The organism is Acinetobacter sp. 1542444 (assembly GCF_000581835.1).
In the GTDB taxonomy this organism is placed as follows: Bacteria; Pseudomonadota; Gammaproteobacteria; order Pseudomonadales; family Moraxellaceae; genus Acinetobacter; species Acinetobacter pittii.
The window spans coordinates 145515-167987 of sequence record NZ_JEYA01000002.1; the positions used below are offsets into that span (position 1 = coordinate 145515).

The following is a 22473-nucleotide window of genomic DNA, read 5'->3' on the forward strand; positions in this document are numbered from 1 at the left end:
ACAACAACATAAACAGACCCCGATCTATCTTAACTGATTCCCAAACGATCCCATAACTTTTGCAGTCGAGTTGGCGAAATAGGCATCTTGGTTTTCATCGGTTGAGAAAATAAAGAAATGCGGAATTCTTCCAACATCAAATACAATTCTTTGATTTTGGGATTATTTTTGAATTTAAATACCTTGTCCATCCATGGATCGACATCATCAATAGCGGCATGATCTCGCTGTAGATTATTTGGCAATCGATCTAAACGCAATAGCAGCGCTTTTAAATATCGCGGATATTCCTGCCAAAGATCGACTGGTTGGCAGTAAACAAAATTACCAAGTGACATTAAATCTAACTGATCTTCAATATCATCAATACTGCGTCCAAATACGTTTGGATCAAGCACTAAAAGCTGACGACGGATTTGCTGCCACTGAATGTAAATATCACTTAACTGCTCAAGTGCTTGCTGACCATGGGTCAAAAATTGCTTTTTAACTTGCTCGAGCAGTTTGTTAAATTCATCTGCGTTAATTGGCAGAGTCGTAATTGCCATCTGCAAGGTTGCATAGACCAACATCTGCTCAAGCTTAGCTTTATCGCCCAAAGGTGAATAAGCCAACGCGAGCGGTTTTGAAATCTGCTTTTTCAACTGACGAACCAAATCGCCAAGTTGCATATGGACTAGACGAATAATACCTTCACGATGCTGTTTAATCGCCTCAGCCTGATCGTTAAACGTTTGAATAACAATGCCTGACTCATCTTTAGCTTCGAGGTCAGCAAAAGCCTTGGTCGGAACTAAAGCCTGATATTGCTTTACTACAACGCCCGTAACTTTATGAGAAGCCTCGAAAGTAAAGTTTTCAGGAAAGTCCTTAAACTCACCTTTTTGCTGTTTCACTGGACGATGCGTTTCTACACGACAACGTGCTTTTAACTCAGGTAAATCACGCCCTTTCGCAATCAGCTTACCTTTTTCATCAATAACCTTAATGAAAGGCACCAAATATGGATCAATACGTTCAAACGAGAAATCTTTTTCAGTAATTTGCTCACCACGCAAGGCAAAAGCTAAATAACTAAAAATATGTTCACGTAAATGTACTGCATCAACCCCTTGCATGAGCTTACGAGCTGTATCAGGAATAGGCACTACATTACGACGCTTGTCTTTAGGTAAAGCTTTGAGTAAAGCCTCAATTAAATCTTGGCGCCAACCCGGAATTCCCCATGACCAAATATTTTCATCGACTTGAGGCAATGCCTGTACAGGAATTTGAACAGTAGCACCATCTTCATCATGGCTAGGGTCAAAATGATATGTCGTTGCTAAACGTAGTTGTCCATTGTGTAGATGATCTGGGAATTGCTGCGTTGTTGGTCGGTCATTTAGCCAGAGCGCATCATCGTCAATAAATAAATAACGAGGATTATTTGCTTCTACCGTTGCACGCCAGTCTTCAAAACTACGGCGACTCGCGATTTCCTCAGGAATTTTCGACGCATAAAACTGATAAATTGTTTCTTCATCCACCACCAAATCACGACGACGCAATTTATCTTCAACTCGCTCTACTTCTTCAAGCTTAAGTAAGTTGTGTTTTAAAAATGGTGGAACTGTACCCAAGTTACCAGTAGTTAATGCATCGCGTAAGAAAATCTCATGGGCAGCAGGCTGATCAACTTTCTCAAAATTAATTAACCGCTTTGGCTCAATAATTAAACCAAACAGGGAAATTTGCGCATATGCATTGACGATCCCAGCTTTCTTAGACCAATGTGGCTCGAAATAGTGATATTTCAATAAATCACGTGCAGCCAACAAAATCCATTCAGGGTCAATTTTGGCTAAAGTACGTAAGTACACTTGAGAGGTTTCGACCATCTCAAAAGCCATCACCCAAGAGGTATTGGTTTTATGCAAAGTACTCGCAGGGAAAACTTTAGCCTTTTGCTGACGCACTGCCATAAAAGTATTTCGTTCATCAGTTTTATTGGCAATGAACGATAATAAACCTGTCAGCAACGCGCGATGCAAGTTTTCATAATTCGCAGGCTTTTCATTAAAGCTGAGTTTTAAGCCTTCGGCTAACTCAACCAATTGCTGGTGTGTCTGTTTCCATTCACGTAAACGCAACCAGCTTAAGAAATGCTGCTTGGCAAATTGACGGCGTTTATTTTCAGACATTCCTGCTTCGCCTTTAGGATTTAAAGTCTCCCAAAGTTTTAAATAAAACAGAAAATCTGAATCTGCTTCTTTAAACAAAGCATGCTTTTGGTCAGCTTGCATTTGTTTATCTGCTGGACGCTCACGCGGGTCCTGAACAGCTAAAGCACTTACTACAATTAAGATTTCTTTGAGTACGCCAAAATGAGCACCACCCACGATCATACGAGCGAGTCGTGGGTCAATTGGCATACGTGCCATCATTTGCCCGACTTTGGTCAGCTCATTTTTCTTCTCGTTAAGTGCGCCTAACTCAATCAGCAACTTACGGCCATCATTTACAAGGCGGAAATCTGGCGGCTCAATAAAATCGAAGTTTTCTAACTCACCTAACCCTAAACTCTGCATTTGCAAAATAACAGATGCTAAGTTGGTTCTTTTAATTTCAGGTTCGGTAAATTCAGGACGACTTAAAAAGTCTTCTTCGCTATATAAACGGATACACACACCTGGAGCAATACGGCCACAACGCCCTTTACGCTGATTGGCTGCGGCTTGAGAAATTGCTTCAATTGGTAAGCGTTGTACACGTGAACGATAATTATAACGCGATATACGAGCAAAACCGCTATCAATCACATAGCGAATATTTGGAACCGTAAGTGCAGTTTCGGCTACGTTGGTCGCAATAATAATACGACGGCCTTTTCCACCCGGACTAAAAATCTTTTGTTGTTCAGAAACAGCTAAGCGCGCATACAAAGGTAAAATCTCGGTATGTCTTGGCCCGTACTTTTGCAAGGTTTCCTGCAACTCACGAATTTCTTGTTCTGTACTTGAAAAAATTAAAATGTCGGCATGTTCAGGATGACCTTTTGCTTCTGCGTCAGCAAAGCATTCTTCTACAGCCTGTACAACTGCACGAGGAAGGTTTTCTTCAAAATCATCAAACTCATCGTCATCACTGCCGCCAATATTCATTTCTGAAATTGGGCGATAAAGTACTTCGACAGGATAACTACGCCCTTCTACTTCAAAAATAGGTGCGTCATTAAAGTAATTACTAAAGCGATTTACATCTAAAGTTGCCGAAGTCACGATAACTTTTAGATCTGGGCGTTTTGGCAGTAACTGCTTTAAATAGCCCATAATAAAATCGATATTGAGTGAGCGCTCATGCGCTTCATCAATAATGATCGTGTCATATTTAGACAAATAACGGTCATTACCTAACTCGGCAAGCAAAATACCGTCGGTCATTAACCGTACGATAGAGTCCTGCGAACCTTGTTCATTAAAGCGGATTTTAAAACCAATAGACTCGCCAAGCTTTTCGCCGACTTCTTCTGCAATACGTTGAGAAACACTACGTGCAGCTAAACGACGTGGTTGGGTATGACCAATCATTCCCGTTAAGCCACGTCCCGCTAACATTGCAATTTGAGGAAGCTGAGTGGTTTTACCTGAACCCGTCTCACCTGCCACAATAATTACCTGATGCTTTTGAATCGCATCAATTAAGCGGTCTGCATATTGAGAAACAGGTAAATCCTGATTCAGTTTAATTTTAGGGAGACGTTCAAATCGCTGCCTTACTTTGGTATTAGATTGTTCAAATAATTTTTCAATCTCTGCTGTATTGGCTTTTTTATCTTTACGCAAACGATTTAAACGGTAACGATCTCTTGCCATCACCCACTGATCAATATTTAAATCATTCTGCACAGACAAATTTTCCTGAAAATACAACAATCCTCTATTTTACGCTCTAATGACCATAAGGTAAAACAGTTGGTTTTTTATATATTTTTAATTTTTTAAAATTTTACCCTTGAATTTTGACTAACGAGACTTCATGTTGTTAGGCAAGTTTCTTTTACGATAACTGTCATTTGATTTACATGTTTTTGCAGTCAAATCGAATACAGTGTTTGGGGACTTAAAAATCGTAAATTTATCACTTATTCGATTTTCCGATTTTAGTCATGTAAAAATACTATTTCCCCAATAAAGAATTTTTATTTATTCTACATCTCGTAAACAAGTTTAAATATAAACCTCAATCATGGAGACAATGATGAGCTTGATTAATACTGAAGTTAAACCATTCCAAGCAACTGCTTACCACAACGGCCAATTTGTTGAAGTTAACGAAACTAACCTTAAAGGTAAATGGTCTGTTGTATTCTTCTATCCAGCTGACTTCACTTTCGTTTGCCCAACTGAACTTGGTGACTTAGCTGACAACTACGCTGAATTCCAAAAACTTGGTGTTGAAATTTATGCTGTATCTACTGATACACACTTCACTCACAAAGCTTGGCACGACACTTCTGAAGAAATCAAAAAAATCCAATATCCATTAGTTGGTGACCCAACTTGGACTCTTTCTAAAAACTTCGACGTTCTTATCGAATCTGAAGGTTTAGCTGACCGTGGTACTTTCGTTATCGATCCAGAAGGTAAAATCCAAATCGTTGAACTCAACGCTGGTGGTATCGGCCGTGACGCATCTGAACTTCTTCGTAAAGTAAAAGCTGCTCAATACGTACACGCTCACCCAGGTGAAGTTTGCCCAGCTAAATGGAAAGAAGGCGAAGCTACTCTTGCTCCATCTATCGACCTAGTTGGTAAAATCTAATCTCTTATTAGATTTTAAAAACTCAAAGAACCATCCCTCATCGGATGGTTCTTTTGTTTTGAATAAGCACATCACATTTTCTACTGATACTTTTACAATTATGTCCTTCCCCATTACACGAAGTTTGAGTAATGTCGAATAAATAACCGATGTTTTTTGAGCTTAAGTAATATGAAATAAAAGGGGAAAAATTTATGGCGAATACTGTGGCAGTCACTTCATGGAAATACAATGCGACTTCACGTCATCTAAAAATATTTTATAGCGATGGTTCAGGTGAACTTTATCATCCTGTACCAGAATTTATCTATGACAACTTATTACGATCAACAGACAAAGCTGCTTTTGTACATAAATATTTAGAATTCGACTTACACTTTACTCGCCTATCTTTAGTGAATGCTTCATAACATAATGAAATAAGGCCTGCTTTGAACAGGCCTTTATGAATGAATAAATCAGATTTTTAAATGGCTTACCTTGCCACTACAATGCATAAACCAGCGCCTACAGGCAAAATACTGCTCATAAAATTTTCATCTTTTTTAATTAAAGCTAAGAATGAGCTGACTTCAGCCGCATGTGAAATAACATTATCAATAATGAGTACTCCACCTTTTGGCTTCATCAGCCGTTTTAAATCTGGCCAATAATTCTCGTAAGCAGGTCGCTCAGCATCTAACAAAATAAAATCGAAAGTTTCCTGAGTTTCTTTTAAATAGTCGGCTGCATCTCCCACCCAAAAATCTACCAATTCCTCTAATGCCAGTTCAGTCGCATGGCGTTTAGCTTCATTACTACGATTGGCATCAATTTCAAGCGTGGTTACTTTTCCATGAGTAGCTTGAGCAGCCTCAGCAAGCCATAAAGTAGAGTAACCTGTTGAAGTCCCAATTTCTAAAATTGATTTAGCTTGCTGCATCCGAATAAATTGCGATAGTAATTTTGCAGACTCCGCCTCAATATTACGATACCGCAGCAAACGATCTGTCTGCTGTGCATCATGTCGTTTAAAGGTGTCATATAAATCGGCAACTCTTTGTAAGAAAAAAGTATTTGGCATATATTCACCCTTTAAAATCGTTATTTTATATAAAAGTCGTTTGCGTTAAGTGCTTTGAATTAACTTAAAACGCGGCACGATACTTCCATCAGCCATTTGCACCGTTTCAGTAAACATCTCTAGCGGACGTACCCAAGTTGAATAGTCACCATAAAGACACTGATAAACGACTAACTCTTCTTCAGTCTCGCTGTGTTTTGCTACAGAAAAAACTTGATAGAAATTACCTTTATAATGCTGATAAATGCCGCGTTGCAATGACATGAAAGTACCTTTTAATGTTATGACATAAAATCTTTACAGCCATATAACATATATAAATTTTTAAATACTTTCACTTTAAAACACTACAAAACATAAAAAAGAACATTTTAGAGATAAATTATTGATCTTACTTATTAATAGCCTCAACAATTCAAAAAACCGATTAAATCTATAAAAACATACTGTTTCACCTATTCTGTGTTTTCACGTACTATGCATCTATTGAAAGAATTTGGATGCATTGGAGTAAAAACAGATGTTAGATCAAAACATTAAAACTCAATTAAAAGCTTACTTAGAACGTCTAGAAAGTCCAATCGAATTAGTTGCTGCTTTAGATGAATCAGATAAAGCAGCTCAAATTAAAGAGTTGGTAAGTGAAATCGCTGAGCTTTCTGACAAAGTGACTGCCCGTTTTGACGGTAACAATACACGTCGTCCAAGCTTTGGTGTGGCTAAAGCAGGTGAACAGCCTCGTGTGTTCTTTGCAGGCTTACCAATGGGTCATGAGTTTACGTCTTTGATCTTGGCACTGTTGCAGGTCTCTGGCTATGCACCTAAAGTGTCGGATGAAGTTTTAAATCAAATTAAAGGTTTAAACCTTAAAGCAAACTTCGATGTGTTTGTATCCTTAAGCTGTCATAACTGTCCTGATGTAGTACAGGCACTTAACCTGATCGCGATTTACAACCCGAACACCACGGCAACCATGATTGATGGTTCATTCTTCCAAGACGAAGTGGAACAACGCAAAATCATGGCTGTACCGATGGTATTCCAAGACAACGAGCACATTGGTCAAGGTCGTATGACTCTTGAAGAGATTGTGGCAAAACTTGACACTAACTCTGCTGAAAAAGATGCAGCAGCACTCAATGCTAAAGATGCTTTTGATGTATTGGTGATTGGTGGTGGTCCTGCGGGTGCAACGGCTGCGATCTATGCTGCACGTAAAGGTATCAACACGGGTATCGTGGCTGAACGCTTTGGTGGTCAGGTCATGGACACCATGGACATTGAAAACTTCACTTCTGTGCAAAAGACTCAAGGTCCTAAGTTTGCTGCCGAGATGGAAGCCCATGTTCGTGAATATGATGTCGATATCATGAACCTGCAACGTGTCAGCAAAATCACGGGTGCCAACCAGACTGCAAATGGCTTGGTTGAAGTTGAACTTGAAAACGGTGCAAAACTTGAATCGAAAACTGTAATCCTTTCTACAGGTGCACGTTGGAGAGAAATGAATGTACCGGGTGAGCAAGAATACCGTACCCGTGGTGTTGCCTACTGCCCACACTGTGATGGTCCGTTGTTCAAAGGTAAACGTGTTGCTGTGATTGGTGGTGGTAACTCAGGTGTTGAGGCAGCAATTGACCTTGCAGGGATTGTTGAGCATGTAACTCTGGTTGAGTTTGACACCAAACTACGTGCTGACCAAGTCTTGCAAAACAAATTGCATAGCTTGCCAAACACAACAGTGATTATGAATGCCTTAAGTACAGAAGTGTTAGGCGACGGTTCACAAGTGACTGGTCTTAAATATAAAGACCGTGCGACTGATGAAGAGCATGTGGTCGAGCTTGCAGGGATCTTTGTACAGATTGGTTTACTGCCAAACACTGACTTCTTGAAAGATAGTGAAGTTGAGTTAACCAACCGTGGCGAGATCATTGTGAATGACCGCAACGAAACCAATGTGCAAGGTGTATTTGCTGCGGGTGACTGTACGACTGTACCTTACAAGCAAATCATTATTGCTACAGGTGAAGGTGCTAAAGCATCGCTCTCTGCGTTTGATTACATCATCCGTTCTGGGCAGTAAAATCGGTCAAAATTATTATTATTTATTTCAAGCCTAGCATTACAAAATGCTAGGCTTTTTTAATACTAGAGTTACAACTTTTTAACAATTTTCGATCTTTATTAATCATTTACTTTATGTTTATATTTTAGACATCCATATTTGGATGCCATGAATTAGAAGGAAAAACACAATGAATAAATTACTTGTTGCTTTAGGTCTTGCTGCGACTGTTGCCCTTGTTGGTTGTAATAAAGATAAAGCTCCAGAAACTGGCGCGACTACAGGTGAACACTTAGAAAATGCTGCTCAACAAGCAAGTGCTGATATCAAATCTGCTGGTGATAAAGCTGCTGATGATATTGCAACTGCAACTGATAATGCTGCTGAGAAGATCGATGCTGCAACTGATCACGCTGCTGATGCGACTGCTAAAGCTGCAGCTGAAACGGAAGCGACTGCACGTAAAGCGACTGCTGATACAGCTCAAGCTGTTGAAAATACCGCTGCTGAAGTGAAAAAAGACGCTCAACACTAATCGTCTTTAGTATAAAAAAGCCCCTATTGATTAGGGGCTTTTTTTGGCTCTTAAAATCTTTTATGAAATTAAGCCTTCGTCACGCATCGCAATTTGTACAGATTGACGCTCTGCAACTTTATTACGTAATGCAATAATGTGCTTATACGGTGTTAAGTCGTGCTCAATTGAGTTTGACCAATTTGTTAAAACAAATAGATAAGCATCTGCTGGACCAAAATTATCATTTACCAAATAATCGTAATCAGATTCAGACAAATAGTTATCGATATATTTTAAAAGACGGTCGATTTCTGCATAAGCTTTGGTTTTTTCATCACTTGTTAACGGTGCCCCAAAGAAAACTGCATAAGCATCATGCAATTCAGAGTTCAAATAACCCAACCATTCCAATACTTTCGCACGGCCCATCCCTGATGGCGGAATTAAATCCTGCTTAGGATCGTGCTGAGCAAGGAAAGGTAAAATCGCAACGTTCTCAGTTAACATTAAACCAGGGTTAATTTCTAAAGCTGGTACATATCCTTTTGGATTAATCTCGTAATAATCTGCACCTTTTTCTGTTTTATGTGTTTTTAAATTTACTCGTTCTAAGTCAAAATCAACATTAATTTCATTTAAAATAATATGTGCAGCTAAAGAACATGCGCCTGGCGAATAATATAATTTCATATCTGATCCTTGTTATCTCATATTAACGTTTTAAATTGCTTCTAGAAAACCTGCAAGGTTTGCACAATTCTTTAATTGTAAAAAAGCGTAAACTTATAAAATACTTACACCATCTAATATTCTTGAAAAATTTATTCCTTGCAAGTTGTCTTGCGTGACGATTGTTTAAAATATGATAAAACACATTTACGTCACGCAATTTTTCCATTAATTACGTTTAAAAAGCTGACTAAGCCAATTCATTAATTCAGTTAAGAAATCAAAAATACCATTTTTCTTATCATCATCAGGCTGGCTTGAATCTTTACCATTTAAATCCAGATCAACAATTACCGGATCATGGTCTGAAGAACGATAAGCATCTTCACCATAGAACAATGCCTTTTGCTCATCCGTTTTATATTCTTCGTTGTAGTCTAAAACGGTTGGCTCATCTGCATTGATATGCCATGCAAAGGTTCTCACTACTTTTGGATATAGAGCTGCGTCAGCAATTGCATGGTCTAAATTACCTGCTCCACCATTACCGTTGGCATCACTCGCAACACCAAACACATAGCTATATGCCTCTGCACCCTGTCCTACCTTAGCGTCATTAAGCAAAACTTTGTAGTTTGCTTTTTCAAATGACAAAATAGGTTCTTCTTTTGCATAGCTGTTCATATCCCCTACAAGTAAAGCATTTTGCTTAGGGACTTGAGTTGGATTTTTCGCCAACCACTGCACAATTTGATCAACAGCTTTCACACGAGTCGGGTTCCAGCAGCCTTGACCATCTTTTTGGTCTGCATCAATAGAGCTAGCATCCACCCCGCTACAGCTTTTCGATTTCAAGTGATTTGGAATAACAGTAAACGTTTTATTGCCGCGAACTGCTTGGAAACTTTGCGCCAATGTTGTTCGGTTCTTGTCGCCCAAATCAAGCACAACAGGCTTATTTAAAGGTTTAACACGCTTGCTGTTATAAATAATAGCAACCGCAATCGCATCACCACCTAAACGGTCTAAGTTTTCAGGAACAACGTATTTCCAGTCGCTACCTAAAGCTTTGGTCAAATTGGCAATTGCACTATTAGGCCCATAACCATTGTTCGCAATTTCCATTAAACCGTAAACATCGGCATCAATCGCTTTGAGCGCACTCACAATTTTACGGTGCTGTTTATCAAACTCAGCTTGTGTTGTTGCACCACGTTCTGTTGGAAAACCAGTTGCACCATTGTCATAGTTCAAAACGTTAAATGAAGCTACACGGATGTGATTGGCATTTTTGGTAATGACACTTTGACGCGGGTTTGTTTGAGTAATTACTTCAGGTTGATTGCGTCCAGGCACAGGTTGCACACGCCAACCATTAAAACGATACTCTAAAATACCTTCAGCATTCTTAAGTTGATAACCCGAACGTAGCGTATTAGCAGCGCTAAAATTTGTCGGTAACCATGGAGTACGGTTTTGGTTGTTATAGCCGTCATCAAAAATAATTTTCGACAATAAATTTTTCTGAGCAAGAGCTTTAGCTTCTGGAGATAGTGCAGGATATAAATTAGTCGGAATATATAAACGCCCTAAGCTTAGAGATAATTCACCATAGCGACCATAATTGTAATTCTCGCTTACCGTTAAAGTCTGAGGTAATTTAACCAACATACCTTGATAACGCTGCGGAGAATGGGTTGAACCACCTGTTAAACTAGTAAACGGAAGTTCGAGGCTAATCGGCTGAACCTGATTTACCATATTGCTATTACAAGTTTGAATATCTTGTTGTAATTGATCGATCTGTAGCTGATTTTGATAAGTCGTTAAACGACCACGCAAAATAACTTCATCGCCAACTTGACCACCTTTTACAACGCTGCTATTTGGAACATAAACAAAAATAGCATTACTGACATTTGCACGTGCTTTTGTGTCTGGTGTCTGAACATAAAAACCAGAGAAGCCATTGGCATAACGATAGTCAGCTGTAATCACCCCACGTACGGTATAAGTCTGGTTTTGTGCTGCGGTTGCTAAATCAGCAATTGGTGTATCCGAGCTTGAACAACTCACCGTTTCAACAGGTGGCTGTGTTGTAGAACCCGATAAATTTGAAAAGTCATTTCGGTTTGTCCAAGCCAACCATGAACGGTCCAAATCAAATGTAGTGGTTGCATCAATACTTAAAACTGGGTTCTCAGTTTCAATACGCTTAAAACTATTTCCGAGGCTTGAAACGGCTGTTCCCCATCCAGCTTCCGGACGCTCACCAATACGCCCAAAACGGTCTACAGGTATGCCTTTGTACACAAGCACAACGGCATCATCACCATTAAAAGATAATGCAGCGACCTGATTGACTTTACTACCAAGTTCAGCCTGCAACTCAGAACGGCCTACCAAAAACTTCTGCTTACTGGTTAACGATCCTTGTAAACGGAAAGTTGCTGTTTTTGCTGTACCGCCATTATTAAATTGTTGAATTTCATAGTCGGCTAAATTAACTGTAGTCCCATCTGGATTATAAATTTCCAAACCTTTGCGGTTACTACTGCCGTCAACATATTGACTAAACATGAGCTGTGCTTGTGCCCAAGGACTATATGTAAAAGCACCAAGTGTCCCTAATAGCACAGAAAGTGTGCGTAATTGAAAAGTTTTCATGAGTAAATATGTTCATTTGAAATTTATATAGATTCTTAGATTAAATATTGAACATGACATCTACATGAAGAAAAACACCGAAACATTTGACTTGACCACATGAAGACTTAAAATACCGCATTTGAATTTCAATATTGCCAAGGTTATGTCGATCGATCAGTTAGAAACGCAAATTGCAGACTTAGACAATTTGCCTGAACACCGTGAAATTGTGACGTTTATGCGTCGTTCAGCACCACTTAATACGTCTCAACGCACGGCATTAGAACAACATCGCGATTTAATTTTGGAATATCCTGTTGGTGACTTACGCCAACACTTTGAACATCCAGAACGTCCTTTAACTGTTGAAATCGGTTTTGGTATGGGCCGTTCATTAGTACTTATGGCAAAAGCCAACCCTGAACGCAACTATGTAGGTATTGAAGTCCACGTACCTGGTATTGCTCAGTGTCTTTATGAAGCAGGTATAGCAGAAGTTAAAAACTTACGTGTACTTGATGCAGATGCGATTCAGGTTTTACGTGAAATGCCAGACAACAGCATTAACTGCGTACAACTTTACTTCCCAGACCCTTGGCAAAAGAAACGTCATTTCAAACGTCGTTTTGTTATTCACGAGCGTATGCAATTGGTTGAACAAAAACTTGAGCTTGGTGGTACATTCCACGCAGCAACAGACTGGGAACCGTATGCTGAATGGATGCTTGATATTTTAGATAACCGTCCAGATCTTGAAAACTTGGCGGGTAAAGGCAACAGCTACCCTCGTCCAGAGTGGCGCCCAGTGACTAAGTTTGAACGCCGTGGTATTGAGTCAGGTCATAAAATTAATGACTTTATCTTTAAGAAGATTAAGTAAATAATAAAAAAGGCCTAGTTTATTACTAGGCCTTTTTTATTTTAAAACCAATCTAGTGAATAAGTAGAATTAAAAATTAACTGAGTATAAAGATTTAAATGAAAATAACTTTTGAATTATTAGTTATATAAATATAATAATAACCACCATTTTAACTAGACAGAAAATAACAATGAAGCCTTTCGCATTTCTAATTTGTGTAATTGTATCAAGTGGCTGCTTTGCCTCAACTCAAGAAGACTTTGAACTTAAATATTACAAGTTAATGGAACGATACATTCAAACACAATCGGACAGAAATCAAGTCATTTCCACAGAGGCAAAAACTGAGCAAGAAGATCTAGTTAGGTCTAATAAACTCAAAACTCTAGATTGCAAAGGATGGAAAGAAAATATTGAACTTTTTGACTTTATTTTAAGTAGATTTAAAGAATATGAATCAGCCTCAGAAGAAGTTCGAATAATGGGATATACTAAAGAAAACCTAAGAGAAGATTCTGAATGGCTACGCGAACAATTAGACAAGCCAGAGAACAAATGTAAATAAACAAAATTCAAAGAACCGCCGAAATGAAGTGCGGTTTTTTATTACCTGCTAAAAGCGGATACAAACAACGTAACAACCGGATACTCATTTTGTTTCCAAGTACCAGCATCCCCCTCTTGAGGTATTTCCTTTATTCCCCCCTAAAATAAAAAGCTCTCATTCATTATAATTTTCTTTAAATGTCACTTTATCTATTCTCTAGACTTATTAATATTCATAAATCATGTTAAACATATAAAAATGAACGCTTCAACAACTAATTACTTAAACTCACGAGAAGTCAGAAAACACTATGTTAAAAATTTTAGGGCGCGAGAACTCCATCAATGTTCGCAAAGTCTTATGGCTGTGTGAAGAACTAAATCTTGAATATGAAAGAGAAGATTGGGGACGAGGCTTTCGTTCAGCTCAATCACCTGAATATTTGCAATTAAATCCAAACGGTCAAATTCCTGTTGTTATAGATGGCGATTTAGTCCTTTGGCAATCCAACAGTATTATCCGTTATTTGGCCAATGCTTACGATAAAGAACATCAGCTTTACCCTACTCAAGCGAAAGAAAGATTCTTTGTTGACCAGTGGATTGATTGGCAAGCAATCGAGCTGAATAACAGCTGGACTTATACAATTATGTCTCTGTTGAGACATTCACCAGATCATCAAGATCCAAACTTATTACAACAAGGTATTGATGACTGGAATCATCATATGCAGATTCTCGATCAACAACTCGCAAAAACTCAGGCCTATGTTGCTGGTTCACAATTTAGCTTGGCCGATATTCCAATTGGCCTGTCTGTACAACGTTGGAAAGCCACTCCTTTTGACCATCCAACGCTTAAGCATGTTGACCAATATTTTGAACGTTTAAATCAACGTGCGGGTTTCTTAAAATGGGGTAATAACGGCGAACCTTAATTTTTAAATAAGCTTTAAACCGAGTGATGGCGCTTCACGATGCCATCACTTAAAATTTGATAGACCTGTTTTAAGTCATCTTGATTTGCTTGAGCCAATAAGCCTTGATGCATTGTCAAGATATTTTGATCCCCCCTTACGGCAGGCCCTGTTTGCATTTGCTTTGGATCATTTTCAGTCGCTTTTTTTGCTGTTTCCAAAATTAAAGGATAGAGCAAACTAAAGTCGACCTGCTCTTTATCTACTACCTGCTTTGCCATATCAAAACAATAGTTACTAAAATTACAGGCAAATACTGCTGCTAAATGCAAAGTTAAACGCTGTTTTGAGGTATATTGATATACCCTCTTACTTAGGCTATTTGCTAAATCTACAAGTATTGCTTGATCCGCATCTGTTACCGCTTCAACAAATAATGGTGTGGCTTGCCAATCGACGTCTCTTTCAAAGCTAAATGTCTGTAATGGATAAAATACCCCTGCTTTTTTATGCACATGACTGATGACTTCAATATCAGTACTACCAGAGGTATGAACCATAAGTGTTTCAGGAAACAATTCATGAACTTGTTTTACAATATCTGCAATTGCACTGTCTGAAACCGCTAAAATGATAAGATCGGCCGGTTGAAATTCTCGAAGTGACTGACATGCTTTTGCCTGAAACTGCTCTGCAAACTTTTGGGTTTTCTCAAAATCACGCGCATAGACTTGTACGATGTGATGACCTTGAGCCAACAGTACCTTTGCTAAATGAAAGGCAACTCGCCCACTCCCAATCAAACTGATTTTCATATCAATCCAACACTATTTGTTCCAACAAAAAAGCTTCTCAAAATGAGAAGCTTTTTTCAAATTAAAATATCTAATTTTTCATAAATCAGAATATTATTGAGCTACTGAAAACTCGATACGACGGTTTTTAAAGCGTCCTTCTTCTGTCGTGTTATCTGCAACAGGCTGATCAGAGCCATGACCTTGTGCAACTAATTTAGACCCGTCTACACCTTTAGATGTTAAATAGTCGACTACTGCTTGAGCACGGCTTTGTGATAAAGCTTTATTTGCCGCAGCGTTGCCTGTTGAGTCGGTATGACCACCTACATTTAATTTCACACCACTGACTTTATTTAAAAGTGTTGCAGCTTGATCAAGAATAGCTTTATTGTCTGCTGGAATATCGCTTGAGCCACTCGCAAAATTAATGATTTGCAAGTTAAGTGCTTTTACTAATGCATTTACATCGACATTGTTCGGGTCAATTGAACCTAAAGCAGTTTGCGAAGCAGTTAAGCTATTGCTTACAGATTGCTCAGCTGTTTCTGGTGCAGTAGAAACAACTTCAGTGTGAGGAACAAGAGCTTTTACTTTTGCGGTTAATGCTGCTAACGCTGCTGCATCACCTGCTTTCAAAGTAATTTTGTCACCTATCCATTCTAAAGATGCATTTGGCACACCTTTTAAGGCACCAAGCACGCCAGCAAGTGCATCTTTGTCTGTAAATCCAGCCGCATAAGTTTGACTGGTATCCACATTACAATATTGAGTTGATGAGAAAACCTGCTTAACTTGGGTTTGTAGTGTCGCTAAGAATCCTTGATCGCCGATACCTGCCTGACACTGGCTCACAGCACCTTTATCATCTGTGCTTAAAGTTAAACTCGCAGGTGCGGCTGCAGTAGTTGCTTCAACACCACTGGCAGCCGTTGGTTCAGGTGCTGGTACAGCTTCTTTATGCTGGCAAGAACGCCATAACCAAGCAATGATAAGGCCCAAAATAATTAAGGCAATAATAGGGAGGAACCCACGAGATTTGCCTGTTTTTTCACTGGCTGCAGCTAATGGTGGGGCTGCTGAAGTTGCATGTGGAACTGAAGATAAACCTGCACCAAGTCCTAAAGGAGCTAATAGACCTACTGCCCATCCCGGTAAATGCGAACGAATAGTATCTGCATGCTGACGTAAATAATTTACAATACTCTGTTGATCATTTCCGGCAACGTCCGAAATTGCATTAAGACTAGGTTTAATTGCGCTGTTGAGTGTGCTTTCGATTTCATTATTTGGTGCTGTACCACTTAAATGAGTCAGTACAGTATTCTTGATTTGGTCATTATGAGAAAAAAGGTCTGATAATGAAGGAGCCAAACTGTTTTTTAATTGTCCAATAAGATCAGGTTTAGCAGCTAATAATGAAAGTAAAATTGGATAAAACTTAGATAAAGCATTCGATTTTTCGCCTAGGTATCCATCCTGATTATCTAATATTGTTGATGATACTTTTTCTTTAAGCAGTTCTATAGGGTTTATCGACATTGGTTATTCTCCCGAATTTTATACGTCGTAACCAGCAACTTTTGATTATTCAAATACTTCTCTTTGCTGATAGTTTTTTATTCTAATGTGCGCTCAATCTTTTGTTGTTTTTTAAATAATTTATATACAAATTTCCATCTAGTATTTACAAAACAGGCAGATCTTATTGATCTACCTGTTTATATTTTAAATTTACTTTAAATAACCGTTTTATCAGTTAGCAAAAGTTTGAACTACTTTACCAGTAAGGTTTTGACCCAGCAATGGAGTATTTTTCCCTTGCGATAAAATCGTGTCTTTGCTTACTGTCCAGTTTAATTCAGGATCTACTAATACCCATCCTGCTTCATCTTCCCAACGCGTAGTCATATTGGCAACCTGCGCAGGTACGCTAGTCACTTTTTCAACCCACTCTAAAGGTTCAAATAAACCTTCATTAATGAGCTGAATGCCTAAAGATACATAAGTATCAAAAGCAGTAATGCCCGGTTGAGTTTCAGCGAATGGTGCCATTTTTGCTGAACTGCTTAAAGGCTCATGATGCGTACAAATTGCATCAATCACGCCTTCTTTTAAGCCTTGACGTAAAAGTTCTTTATCTTGCTCAGAACGTAATGGTGGACGAACATGCGCAAGTGAATTGAAACCATCAGTTAAGTGTTCAGTTAAATGCAACTGATGCATTGCTACATCGGCAGTCACAGGTAAACCTTTTGCTTTTGCTGCGCGAATTAATTCAACCGATGCACCGCAAGATAACAAACCAAAGTGAGCTTTTACGCCAGTTGCTTCAATCATAAGCAAATACTTTGCAATTGCTACAGTTTCAGCAATTGCAGGAATCATCGGCAAACCTTGGCGAGAAGCAATAAAGCCTTCGTGTGCACATCCATCTTTAGCAATCTGTGGCTCTTCAGCATAAAACACGACTGTTAAACCAAGACCCGCTGCATATTCCAAGGTACGAATAACTACATCGTCATTTTCAAAAGCAGCATTTGCATTAGAAACAGCAGTACAACCCCCTTTTTTCAGGCCTGCCATATTTGCAGGTTGTTTACCATTTAAACCTTGGGTCTGAGCACCAATGATATGCATGTGAATGCCACCATCATGCCAAGCCTTTTCAATCAAGCCATGAATGAGAGCACCGTTGTCTTGTACAATCGGCTTTGAATCAGGTGGTGTAATCACATGCAAAATACCATTGGCACGTGCTGCCTTACCTTCCGATTTCAATGTCCCATGTTGCTGTTGACCCGGTTCACGCAAACGCGCGCATAAATCAACCATGGTTGGCATTAACCATTTACCTTGGCCATCAATGGTTTGCTCAACTTGCTCAACTGGAGCAACCAACTTGCCATTTTCAATATATACAGTTTGTACGCTGTCTGTTTTCTGGATTGGGTCTAACACACGTACATTTTCAATTTTTACAATACTCATGTGATCCATTCCTTACAACGTAATCGCTTCAATTAAACCTTGCTCTTGGAGTTGGCCTTGCATTGATAACGCCAATACGGCCATACGAACTGCAATACCATTGGTTACTTGTTTCAAAATAACCGACTGATCTCCATCAGCAACACTTGAATCAATTTCTACACCACGGTTCATTGGTCCCGGATGCATCACAATGCAATCTGGTTTAGCTAAACCAAGACGTTCTTTGTTTAAACCATACATTCTGTAGAATTCAGACTGTGAAGATAACGCTGGAGAGTCAATACGTTCGTTTTGAATACGTAAGGCAATAATCACATCACAATCGGTAATACCTTCATCCATCTTGTTAAACAAGCGGACATTCTCACCATATTCAGAAAAGCCCACTGGCAATAATGTATTCGGTGCAATCACACGAATATCTTTACAACCTAGAGTTTGTAATGCAGCCACATCAGAACGTGCAACGCGAGAGTGTTTAATGTCCCCGATAATAGCAACGCTTAAATCTTCAAATGGTTTTTTTGTTTCACGACGAATGGTGAGCATATCAAGCATCGCTTGCGTCGGATGCGCATGACGTCCATCCCCTGCATTAATAATCGCGACCTTTGGACATACATCTTTAGCAATGAAATGTGCAGCACCCGAAGATGAATGGCGAACAACAAAGATATCCGCTGCCATTGCTTCAAGGTTCCAGAGCGTATCGCGCAGAGTTTCACCTTTTGAAGTACTTGAACGTGCAATATCAATGTTCAGTACATTGGCAGACAAACGTTTTGCTGCTGCTTCAAAAGTAGTACGGGTACGTGTGGAGTTTTCAAAGAAGAGATTCATAACCGTCAATCCCTCTAAGAGCGGACGGTTAATTAAATTATTATTATCATCTAAAAAGCTTTGTGCGGTATCTAAAATCTTGGTGAGGTTTTCTTTTGAAAGTCCCTCAATCGTTAAAAAATGTTTTAAATTTCCGTCTTGATTGAGCTGAACCTGGCTCGGTTGATGCAACGCTGCAATATGCATAATGGATTCCTATGGGTCGAATCGCGAAAACGTGCATAGTGTAGCTGAATTCCGCTCTTTTCGCAGAAGAACTTTACAGAATAAGGCCCTAAATTGACCAGAAAATTTAGAACCTTATTGGCAATTACCTTAATGCACCAATGTAATGGTGCGGAACTTGAGCCCGATAAATATCCTCAGCGGTAATTTCCGTCTCTTCATCGACTTTAACAACAGCAATTTTTTCTTTTTGAGAAGGCTCTGGTATTGTATCAACCAACGATTTCAATCGCTCAACACTTCGTTTTAATTCGTCATCCTCTGTTTCTAGTGCCAGCGCAATGACATATTTTGCATAATCTTTATTTTGGACAACGTACATTGCATCAATTACTCGCCCCGTCACCCTACGCATGCGTACATATATTTGTGTCGCTACTGAGAAAGCATCTGCATTAGCAATAAAACCATTCCCCATCATGTCTTTCATTTATAATTACCCCATCAATTTAAAATAATAAAATGGTTAAAAACTGGCTATGTTTGTTAATTAAATAACCATTGATAGGATTGAGTTAGCAAAATACATACCACTTTAATTGTTTTAATCTTTAAAAATCAGTTTATTGGTTGGATTATGATAGGTTGCAATAATTTAAAAACCTTTACACATCAAAATAAGTTAAACTTTGCATCGTTAATATTTATATGTTTTGGTCAATCGAGTTTATGAATACCTCTTTACGTTTAAACCACTATTGGATTACTTGTGCTGATGGTTTAGAAGCCCTCTTACAAGAAGAAATAGAACAGCTTGGCACCAAAGTGACAGAACGTAAAGCAGGACGTTTAATCATTGAAGGAACGCTTGAACATGCTTACCGCATCTGTATGTGGTCGCGTCTTGCTTCTCGTGTTTTACTTCCGATTCATACTTATGAACTTGAACATACACACGATGCACGTGATGTAGCAGAAGAGCTTTATGAAGGTGCGATTAGCTTTGATTGGTCACTTATTTTTGCACCACAAAGTACCTTCGCTATTCGCTTACATGCTGAACGTGAAATTAAGGTTAACACTCAATTTGCAACACTTAGAGCAAAAGATGGTGTTGTAGATTCCTTTATGGAAGCTGTAGGTCGTCGTCCGAGCATTGATACTAAACAACCAGAAATTACGTTGTATGTTTTAGCAGGTAAAACTGAGCATACATATTGCCTAGATTTATCAGGTGATTCATTACATAAACGTGGTTACCGTCGTTATATGACGGATGCACCAATTAAAGAAAACCTTGCTGCGGCAATTTTACAAAAAGCTCAGCTTCAACAACGTAAGCCAGAGATTGTGCTCGACCCGATGTGCGGTTCAGGTACATTTATTATTGAAGCATTAATGATTTTGACTGACCGTGCACCAGGCCTTGTTCGCCGTTTTGGTTTTAATGGTTGGCATGGTCATGACCGCGAGCTTTGGCTTTCACTCAAAGCTGAAGCAGCAGAACGTCATGAAAAGGCGCTTGAATTACCTTTACCTAAGTTTTATGCCTACGATGCAGACTGGGAAGCTGTAAAAGCCACCCGTGAAAATATTATTGCGGCAGGCTTTGAAAAAGTATTAGGTCAAATTCAAATTGAAGAACGTACTTTAGCGGACTGGCCTGATTTTTCAGCTGAAGGCAAAACTGCATTTATTGTGACTAACCCTCCATATGGTGAACGTTTAGGTGATAAAGCATCTAACCGCTCTCTTTACTTAGGTTTATCTGCACTTCTACAAAAACATTTCCCAAATCAATATGCAGCAATTATTGCAGCGCAAATTGAAAAAGCCGATGTTTTAGCGTTTGAAGCACCTGAAACCTTACGTTTAATGAATGGTAAGTTACCAATTTACATTCGTTTTGGTTCAATTAAGCCAGAAAAAGTAACTCAGCCATTCTTAGCAACATGGCAAGCTCAACCTATTGAAATGGAAGAAGCTCAAGATTTTGCTAACCGTTTGCAAAAAAATATGACTGCCTTGAAAAAATGGGCAACGAAAGAAAATGTTTATTGCTTACGTTTGTATGATGCAGACTTACCTGACTTTAATGTCGCTGTAGATTTATATGGCGATCGCTTACATGTTCAGGAATATGCACCACCAAAAACAATCGATCCTGAAAAAGCAAAAAAACGTTTTAATTTAGCACTCGCTGCAATTCGTGCAGTTACTGGTTTAAACCGCGATGCTATCTTTATTAAGACACGTGCGCGCCAAACTGGTACAAATCAATATACAAAACAAAGCACAGCTTCAAAACGTTTTATCGTTCAGGAAGGTAAAGCTAAAATTTTAGTTAACCTGACAGATTACCTAGATACAGGTTTATTCCTTGACCACCGTCAAATGCGTTTACGTATCGCACAAGAAGCTCGTGGTAAGCACTTCTTGAACTTATATAGCTATACCTCTACAGCAAGCTTACATGCTGCTTTAGGCGGTGCTGCAAGCACGACAAGTGTAGACTTATCCAATACTTACTTAAGCTGGTCAAAAGAAAACTTCGTTTTAAATGGCCTGACTGTAGATCACGCAGATGAACAGCACATGTTCTTTGCCAGCGACTGTTTTGAGTGGTTAAAAGAAGGTCACGAACAATATGACCTTATTTTTATCGATCCACCGACATTCTCAAACTCTAAAAAGTTCTATGGTACTTTCGACGTCCAACGTGACCATGTTTCACTCATTAAACGTGCAATGAACCGTTTAAATAGTGAAGGAACGCTCTATTTCTCAAACAACTATCGTGGTTTTGAAATGGACGAAGAAATCGAAGCTATTTTTCAGGTTGAAGAAATCACCTCTGAAACCATTGGCCCTGATTTTAAACGTAATCAAAAAATCCACCGTGCATGGAAAATTCAACATCCTGGCCTAGATCAATATTAATAAGACTAGGGGTTATTATTACTTCACGGTAATAATAACCTCGCCATGAACATTTTTTGATTCAAAATCATATTTGGTAAATCGATCTGCTCTTTCTGGTAATGCCATCATTTCCAGTTTCTTCTTTTCCTTACTATCGATAACATGATTTTGTTTTTGTTCTTGATAAGGTGAAAGTACACTTGTTCTAAGTGCATCCCATCGAACTTGTTGTAAATAATTATCCCCTAACACCTGACGTGCTTGTTGTTGTTCTATCATTGGTTTCTTAGCATCGTCTTGAGCTTTCGCAATAATCACAGGTAAAGCTGCATTTACTGCCCCTGTTTGTGTCGCCAAAGCCCCTTCACTTAGAGGCTGCGCAGCCCATACATTGATGGGTATTAGCGAAATAAAACCTAAAATACACAGCGCAGGTCCTTGTTTATTGTTCATTGCATTTATCCTAAATTGTTATTGTTCGTTATATCGAACAAAATTAACAATTTTTTAAACATGTCGCAATGTTATAAATAGACTTCCCGACAATTAACATTGATCATTTTAAAACCTGAAATATTTCACAAGCATTTAGTGAATATTCAAGTTGTTTTATAGATTTTTATCTCAGACTTGTACGACACTGCTAAATCACTTACTGTAATTT

The 22473-nt window shown here is 38.8% G+C and carries 19 protein-coding genes; 8 read left to right on the forward strand and 11 right to left on the reverse strand.

The window, feature by feature from the left end:
• Positions 1 to 29: 29 nt before the first annotated feature.
• On the reverse strand, positions 30 to 3887 hold the full coding sequence (hrpA, locus tag J580_RS09730; protein ID WP_032004014.1) for an ATP-dependent RNA helicase HrpA: 3858 nt from the start codon (positions 3885 to 3887) through the stop codon (positions 30 to 32).
• Between the two features lie 352 nt (positions 3888 to 4239).
• Here hrpA and ahpC point away from each other — a divergent pair, with 352 nt between their 5' ends.
• Both ahpC and J580_RS09740 read left to right on the forward strand, forming a co-directional pair.
• Positions 4240 to 4803, forward strand: coding sequence for an alkyl hydroperoxide reductase subunit C (gene ahpC, locus J580_RS09735; protein ID WP_003652649.1), 564 nt, complete (start codon positions 4240 to 4242; stop codon positions 4801 to 4803).
• Between the two features lie 194 nt (positions 4804 to 4997).
• Positions 4998 to 5213 carry a KTSC domain-containing protein gene (locus J580_RS09740; RefSeq protein ID WP_005070287.1) on the forward strand — a complete coding sequence of 72 codons (216 nt, stop codon included), beginning with the start codon at positions 4998 to 5000 and terminating at the stop codon, positions 5211 to 5213.
• A gap of 65 nt (positions 5214 to 5278) precedes the next feature.
• Here J580_RS09740 and J580_RS09745 read toward each other — a convergent pair whose 3' ends face one another.
• Entirely contained in the window at positions 5279 to 5866 is a 588-nt protein-coding gene (locus tag J580_RS09745) for an O-methyltransferase (protein ID WP_014206205.1), read from the reverse strand.
• 45 nt (positions 5867 to 5911) lie between these two features.
• Entirely contained in the window at positions 5912 to 6130 is a 219-nt protein-coding gene (locus tag J580_RS09750; protein WP_032004016.1) for a DUF1653 domain-containing protein, read from the reverse strand.
• Positions 6131 to 6386: 256 nt separating this feature from the next.
• On the opposite strand from J580_RS09750, the gene ahpF reads away from it, so the two are divergent.
• Together ahpF and J580_RS09760 are read left to right on the forward strand one after the other, a co-directional pair.
• Positions 6387 to 7952 (forward strand): alkyl hydroperoxide reductase subunit F, encoded by a 1566-nt coding sequence (gene ahpF / locus J580_RS09755; RefSeq protein WP_031946971.1) that lies wholly within the window; start codon positions 6387 to 6389, stop codon positions 7950 to 7952.
• Positions 7953 to 8124: 172 nt separating this feature from the next.
• Positions 8125 to 8469: a hypothetical protein gene (locus tag J580_RS09760; protein ID WP_002121546.1), complete on the forward strand. Its 345-nt coding sequence runs from the start codon at positions 8125 to 8127 to the stop codon at positions 8467 to 8469.
• A gap of 60 nt (positions 8470 to 8529) precedes the next feature.
• Here the strand turns inward: J580_RS09760 and J580_RS09765 are convergent, their stop codons facing one another.
• Together J580_RS09765 and J580_RS09770 are read right to left on the reverse strand one after the other, a co-directional pair.
• Positions 8530 to 9141, reverse strand: a complete 612-nt coding sequence (locus J580_RS09765; protein WP_002121577.1) for a glutathione binding-like protein — start codon at positions 9139 to 9141, stop codon at positions 8530 to 8532.
• Between the two features lie 207 nt (positions 9142 to 9348).
• Positions 9349 to 11787 carry an ExeM/NucH family extracellular endonuclease gene (locus J580_RS09770; protein ID WP_032004017.1) on the reverse strand — a complete coding sequence of 813 codons (2439 nt, stop codon included), beginning with the start codon at positions 11785 to 11787 and terminating at the stop codon, positions 9349 to 9351.
• 145 nt (positions 11788 to 11932) lie between these two features.
• Between J580_RS09770 and trmB the strand changes: the two genes are divergently transcribed.
• From trmB to J580_RS09785, 3 genes are all read left to right on the forward strand, one after another.
• Complete coding sequence (gene trmB / locus J580_RS09775; RefSeq protein WP_032004018.1) at positions 11933 to 12649, forward strand: tRNA (guanosine(46)-N7)-methyltransferase TrmB; 717 nt, start codon at positions 11933 to 11935, stop codon at positions 12647 to 12649.
• Between the two features lie 172 nt (positions 12650 to 12821).
• The gene (locus J580_RS09780; protein ID WP_017399348.1) at positions 12822 to 13196 is read left to right on the forward strand and encodes a hypothetical protein; all 375 of its coding nucleotides are present in this window, start codon (positions 12822 to 12824) and stop codon (positions 13194 to 13196) included.
• A gap of 292 nt (positions 13197 to 13488) precedes the next feature.
• Positions 13489 to 14115: a glutathione S-transferase family protein gene (locus J580_RS09785; RefSeq protein WP_017399349.1), complete on the forward strand. Its 627-nt coding sequence runs from the start codon at positions 13489 to 13491 to the stop codon at positions 14113 to 14115.
• Between the two features lie 14 nt (positions 14116 to 14129).
• Here J580_RS09785 and J580_RS09790 read toward each other — a convergent pair whose 3' ends face one another.
• From J580_RS09790 to J580_RS09810, 5 genes are all read right to left on the reverse strand, one after another.
• A complete protein-coding gene (locus tag J580_RS09790) occupies positions 14130 to 14909 on the reverse strand; it encodes a Rossmann-like and DUF2520 domain-containing protein (RefSeq protein ID WP_032004020.1) in 780 nt (259 codons plus the stop codon).
• Between the two features lie 93 nt (positions 14910 to 15002).
• On the reverse strand, positions 15003 to 16430 hold the full coding sequence (locus J580_RS09795) for an OmpA family protein (RefSeq protein WP_032004021.1): 1428 nt from the start codon (positions 16428 to 16430) through the stop codon (positions 15003 to 15005).
• A gap of 213 nt (positions 16431 to 16643) precedes the next feature.
• Positions 16644 to 17879, reverse strand: a complete 1236-nt coding sequence (locus J580_RS09800; protein ID WP_032004022.1) for a dihydroorotase — start codon at positions 17877 to 17879, stop codon at positions 16644 to 16646.
• Positions 17880 to 17891: 12 nt separating this feature from the next.
• Entirely contained in the window at positions 17892 to 18908 is a 1017-nt protein-coding gene (locus J580_RS09805; protein WP_032004023.1) for an aspartate carbamoyltransferase catalytic subunit, read from the reverse strand.
• Between the two features lie 124 nt (positions 18909 to 19032).
• Positions 19033 to 19377: a hypothetical protein gene (locus tag J580_RS09810; protein ID WP_032004024.1), complete on the reverse strand. Its 345-nt coding sequence runs from the start codon at positions 19375 to 19377 to the stop codon at positions 19033 to 19035.
• Between the two features lie 239 nt (positions 19378 to 19616).
• Here J580_RS09810 and rlmKL point away from each other — a divergent pair, with 239 nt between their 5' ends.
• Entirely contained in the window at positions 19617 to 21827 is a 2211-nt protein-coding gene (rlmKL, locus tag J580_RS09815; protein ID WP_032004025.1) for a bifunctional 23S rRNA (guanine(2069)-N(7))-methyltransferase RlmK/23S rRNA (guanine(2445)-N(2))-methyltransferase RlmL, read from the forward strand.
• 18 nt (positions 21828 to 21845) lie between these two features.
• Here rlmKL and J580_RS09820 read toward each other — a convergent pair whose 3' ends face one another.
• A complete protein-coding gene (locus tag J580_RS09820) occupies positions 21846 to 22262 on the reverse strand; it encodes a hypothetical protein (RefSeq protein ID WP_017386366.1) in 417 nt (138 codons plus the stop codon).
• Positions 22263 to 22473: the final 211 nt, after the last annotated feature.

Excerpts from the sequence above, each read along its gene's own strand:
- ahpC (WP_003652649.1), top strand. The coding sequence starts at position 4,240 with ATGAGCTTGATTAATACTGAAGTTAAACCATTCCAAGCAACTGCTTAC.
- J580_RS09740 (WP_005070287.1), top strand. The coding sequence starts at position 4,998 with ATGGCGAATACTGTGGCAGTCACTTCATGGAAATACAATGCGACTTCA.
- J580_RS09745 (WP_014206205.1), bottom strand. The coding sequence starts at position 5,866 with ATGCCAAATACTTTTTTCTTACAAAGAGTTGCCGATTTATATGACACC.
- J580_RS09750 (WP_032004016.1), bottom strand. The coding sequence starts at position 6,130 with ATGTCATTGCAACGCGGCATTTATCAGCATTATAAAGGTAATTTCTAT.
- ahpF (WP_031946971.1), top strand. The coding sequence starts at position 6,387 with ATGTTAGATCAAAACATTAAAACTCAATTAAAAGCTTACTTAGAACGT.
- J580_RS09760 (WP_002121546.1), top strand. The coding sequence starts at position 8,125 with ATGAATAAATTACTTGTTGCTTTAGGTCTTGCTGCGACTGTTGCCCTT.
- J580_RS09765 (WP_002121577.1), bottom strand. The coding sequence starts at position 9,141 with ATGAAATTATATTATTCGCCAGGCGCATGTTCTTTAGCTGCACATATT.
- J580_RS09770 (WP_032004017.1), bottom strand. The coding sequence starts at position 11,787 with ATGAAAACTTTTCAATTACGCACACTTTCTGTGCTATTAGGGACACTT.
- trmB (WP_032004018.1), top strand. The coding sequence starts at position 11,933 with ATGTCGATCGATCAGTTAGAAACGCAAATTGCAGACTTAGACAATTTG.
- J580_RS09780 (WP_017399348.1), top strand. The coding sequence starts at position 12,822 with ATGAAGCCTTTCGCATTTCTAATTTGTGTAATTGTATCAAGTGGCTGC.
- J580_RS09785 (WP_017399349.1), top strand. The coding sequence starts at position 13,489 with ATGTTAAAAATTTTAGGGCGCGAGAACTCCATCAATGTTCGCAAAGTC.
- J580_RS09790 (WP_032004020.1), bottom strand. The coding sequence starts at position 14,909 with ATGAAAATCAGTTTGATTGGGAGTGGGCGAGTTGCCTTTCATTTAGCA.
- J580_RS09795 (WP_032004021.1), bottom strand. The coding sequence starts at position 16,430 with ATGTCGATAAACCCTATAGAACTGCTTAAAGAAAAAGTATCATCAACA.
- J580_RS09800 (WP_032004022.1), bottom strand. The coding sequence starts at position 17,879 with ATGAGTATTGTAAAAATTGAAAATGTACGTGTGTTAGACCCAATCCAG.
- J580_RS09805 (WP_032004023.1), bottom strand. The coding sequence starts at position 18,908 with ATGCATATTGCAGCGTTGCATCAACCGAGCCAGGTTCAGCTCAATCAA.
- J580_RS09810 (WP_032004024.1), bottom strand. The coding sequence starts at position 19,377 with ATGAAAGACATGATGGGGAATGGTTTTATTGCTAATGCAGATGCTTTC.
- rlmKL (WP_032004025.1), top strand. The coding sequence starts at position 19,617 with ATGAATACCTCTTTACGTTTAAACCACTATTGGATTACTTGTGCTGAT.
- J580_RS09820 (WP_017386366.1), bottom strand. The coding sequence starts at position 22,262 with ATGAACAATAAACAAGGACCTGCGCTGTGTATTTTAGGTTTTATTTCG.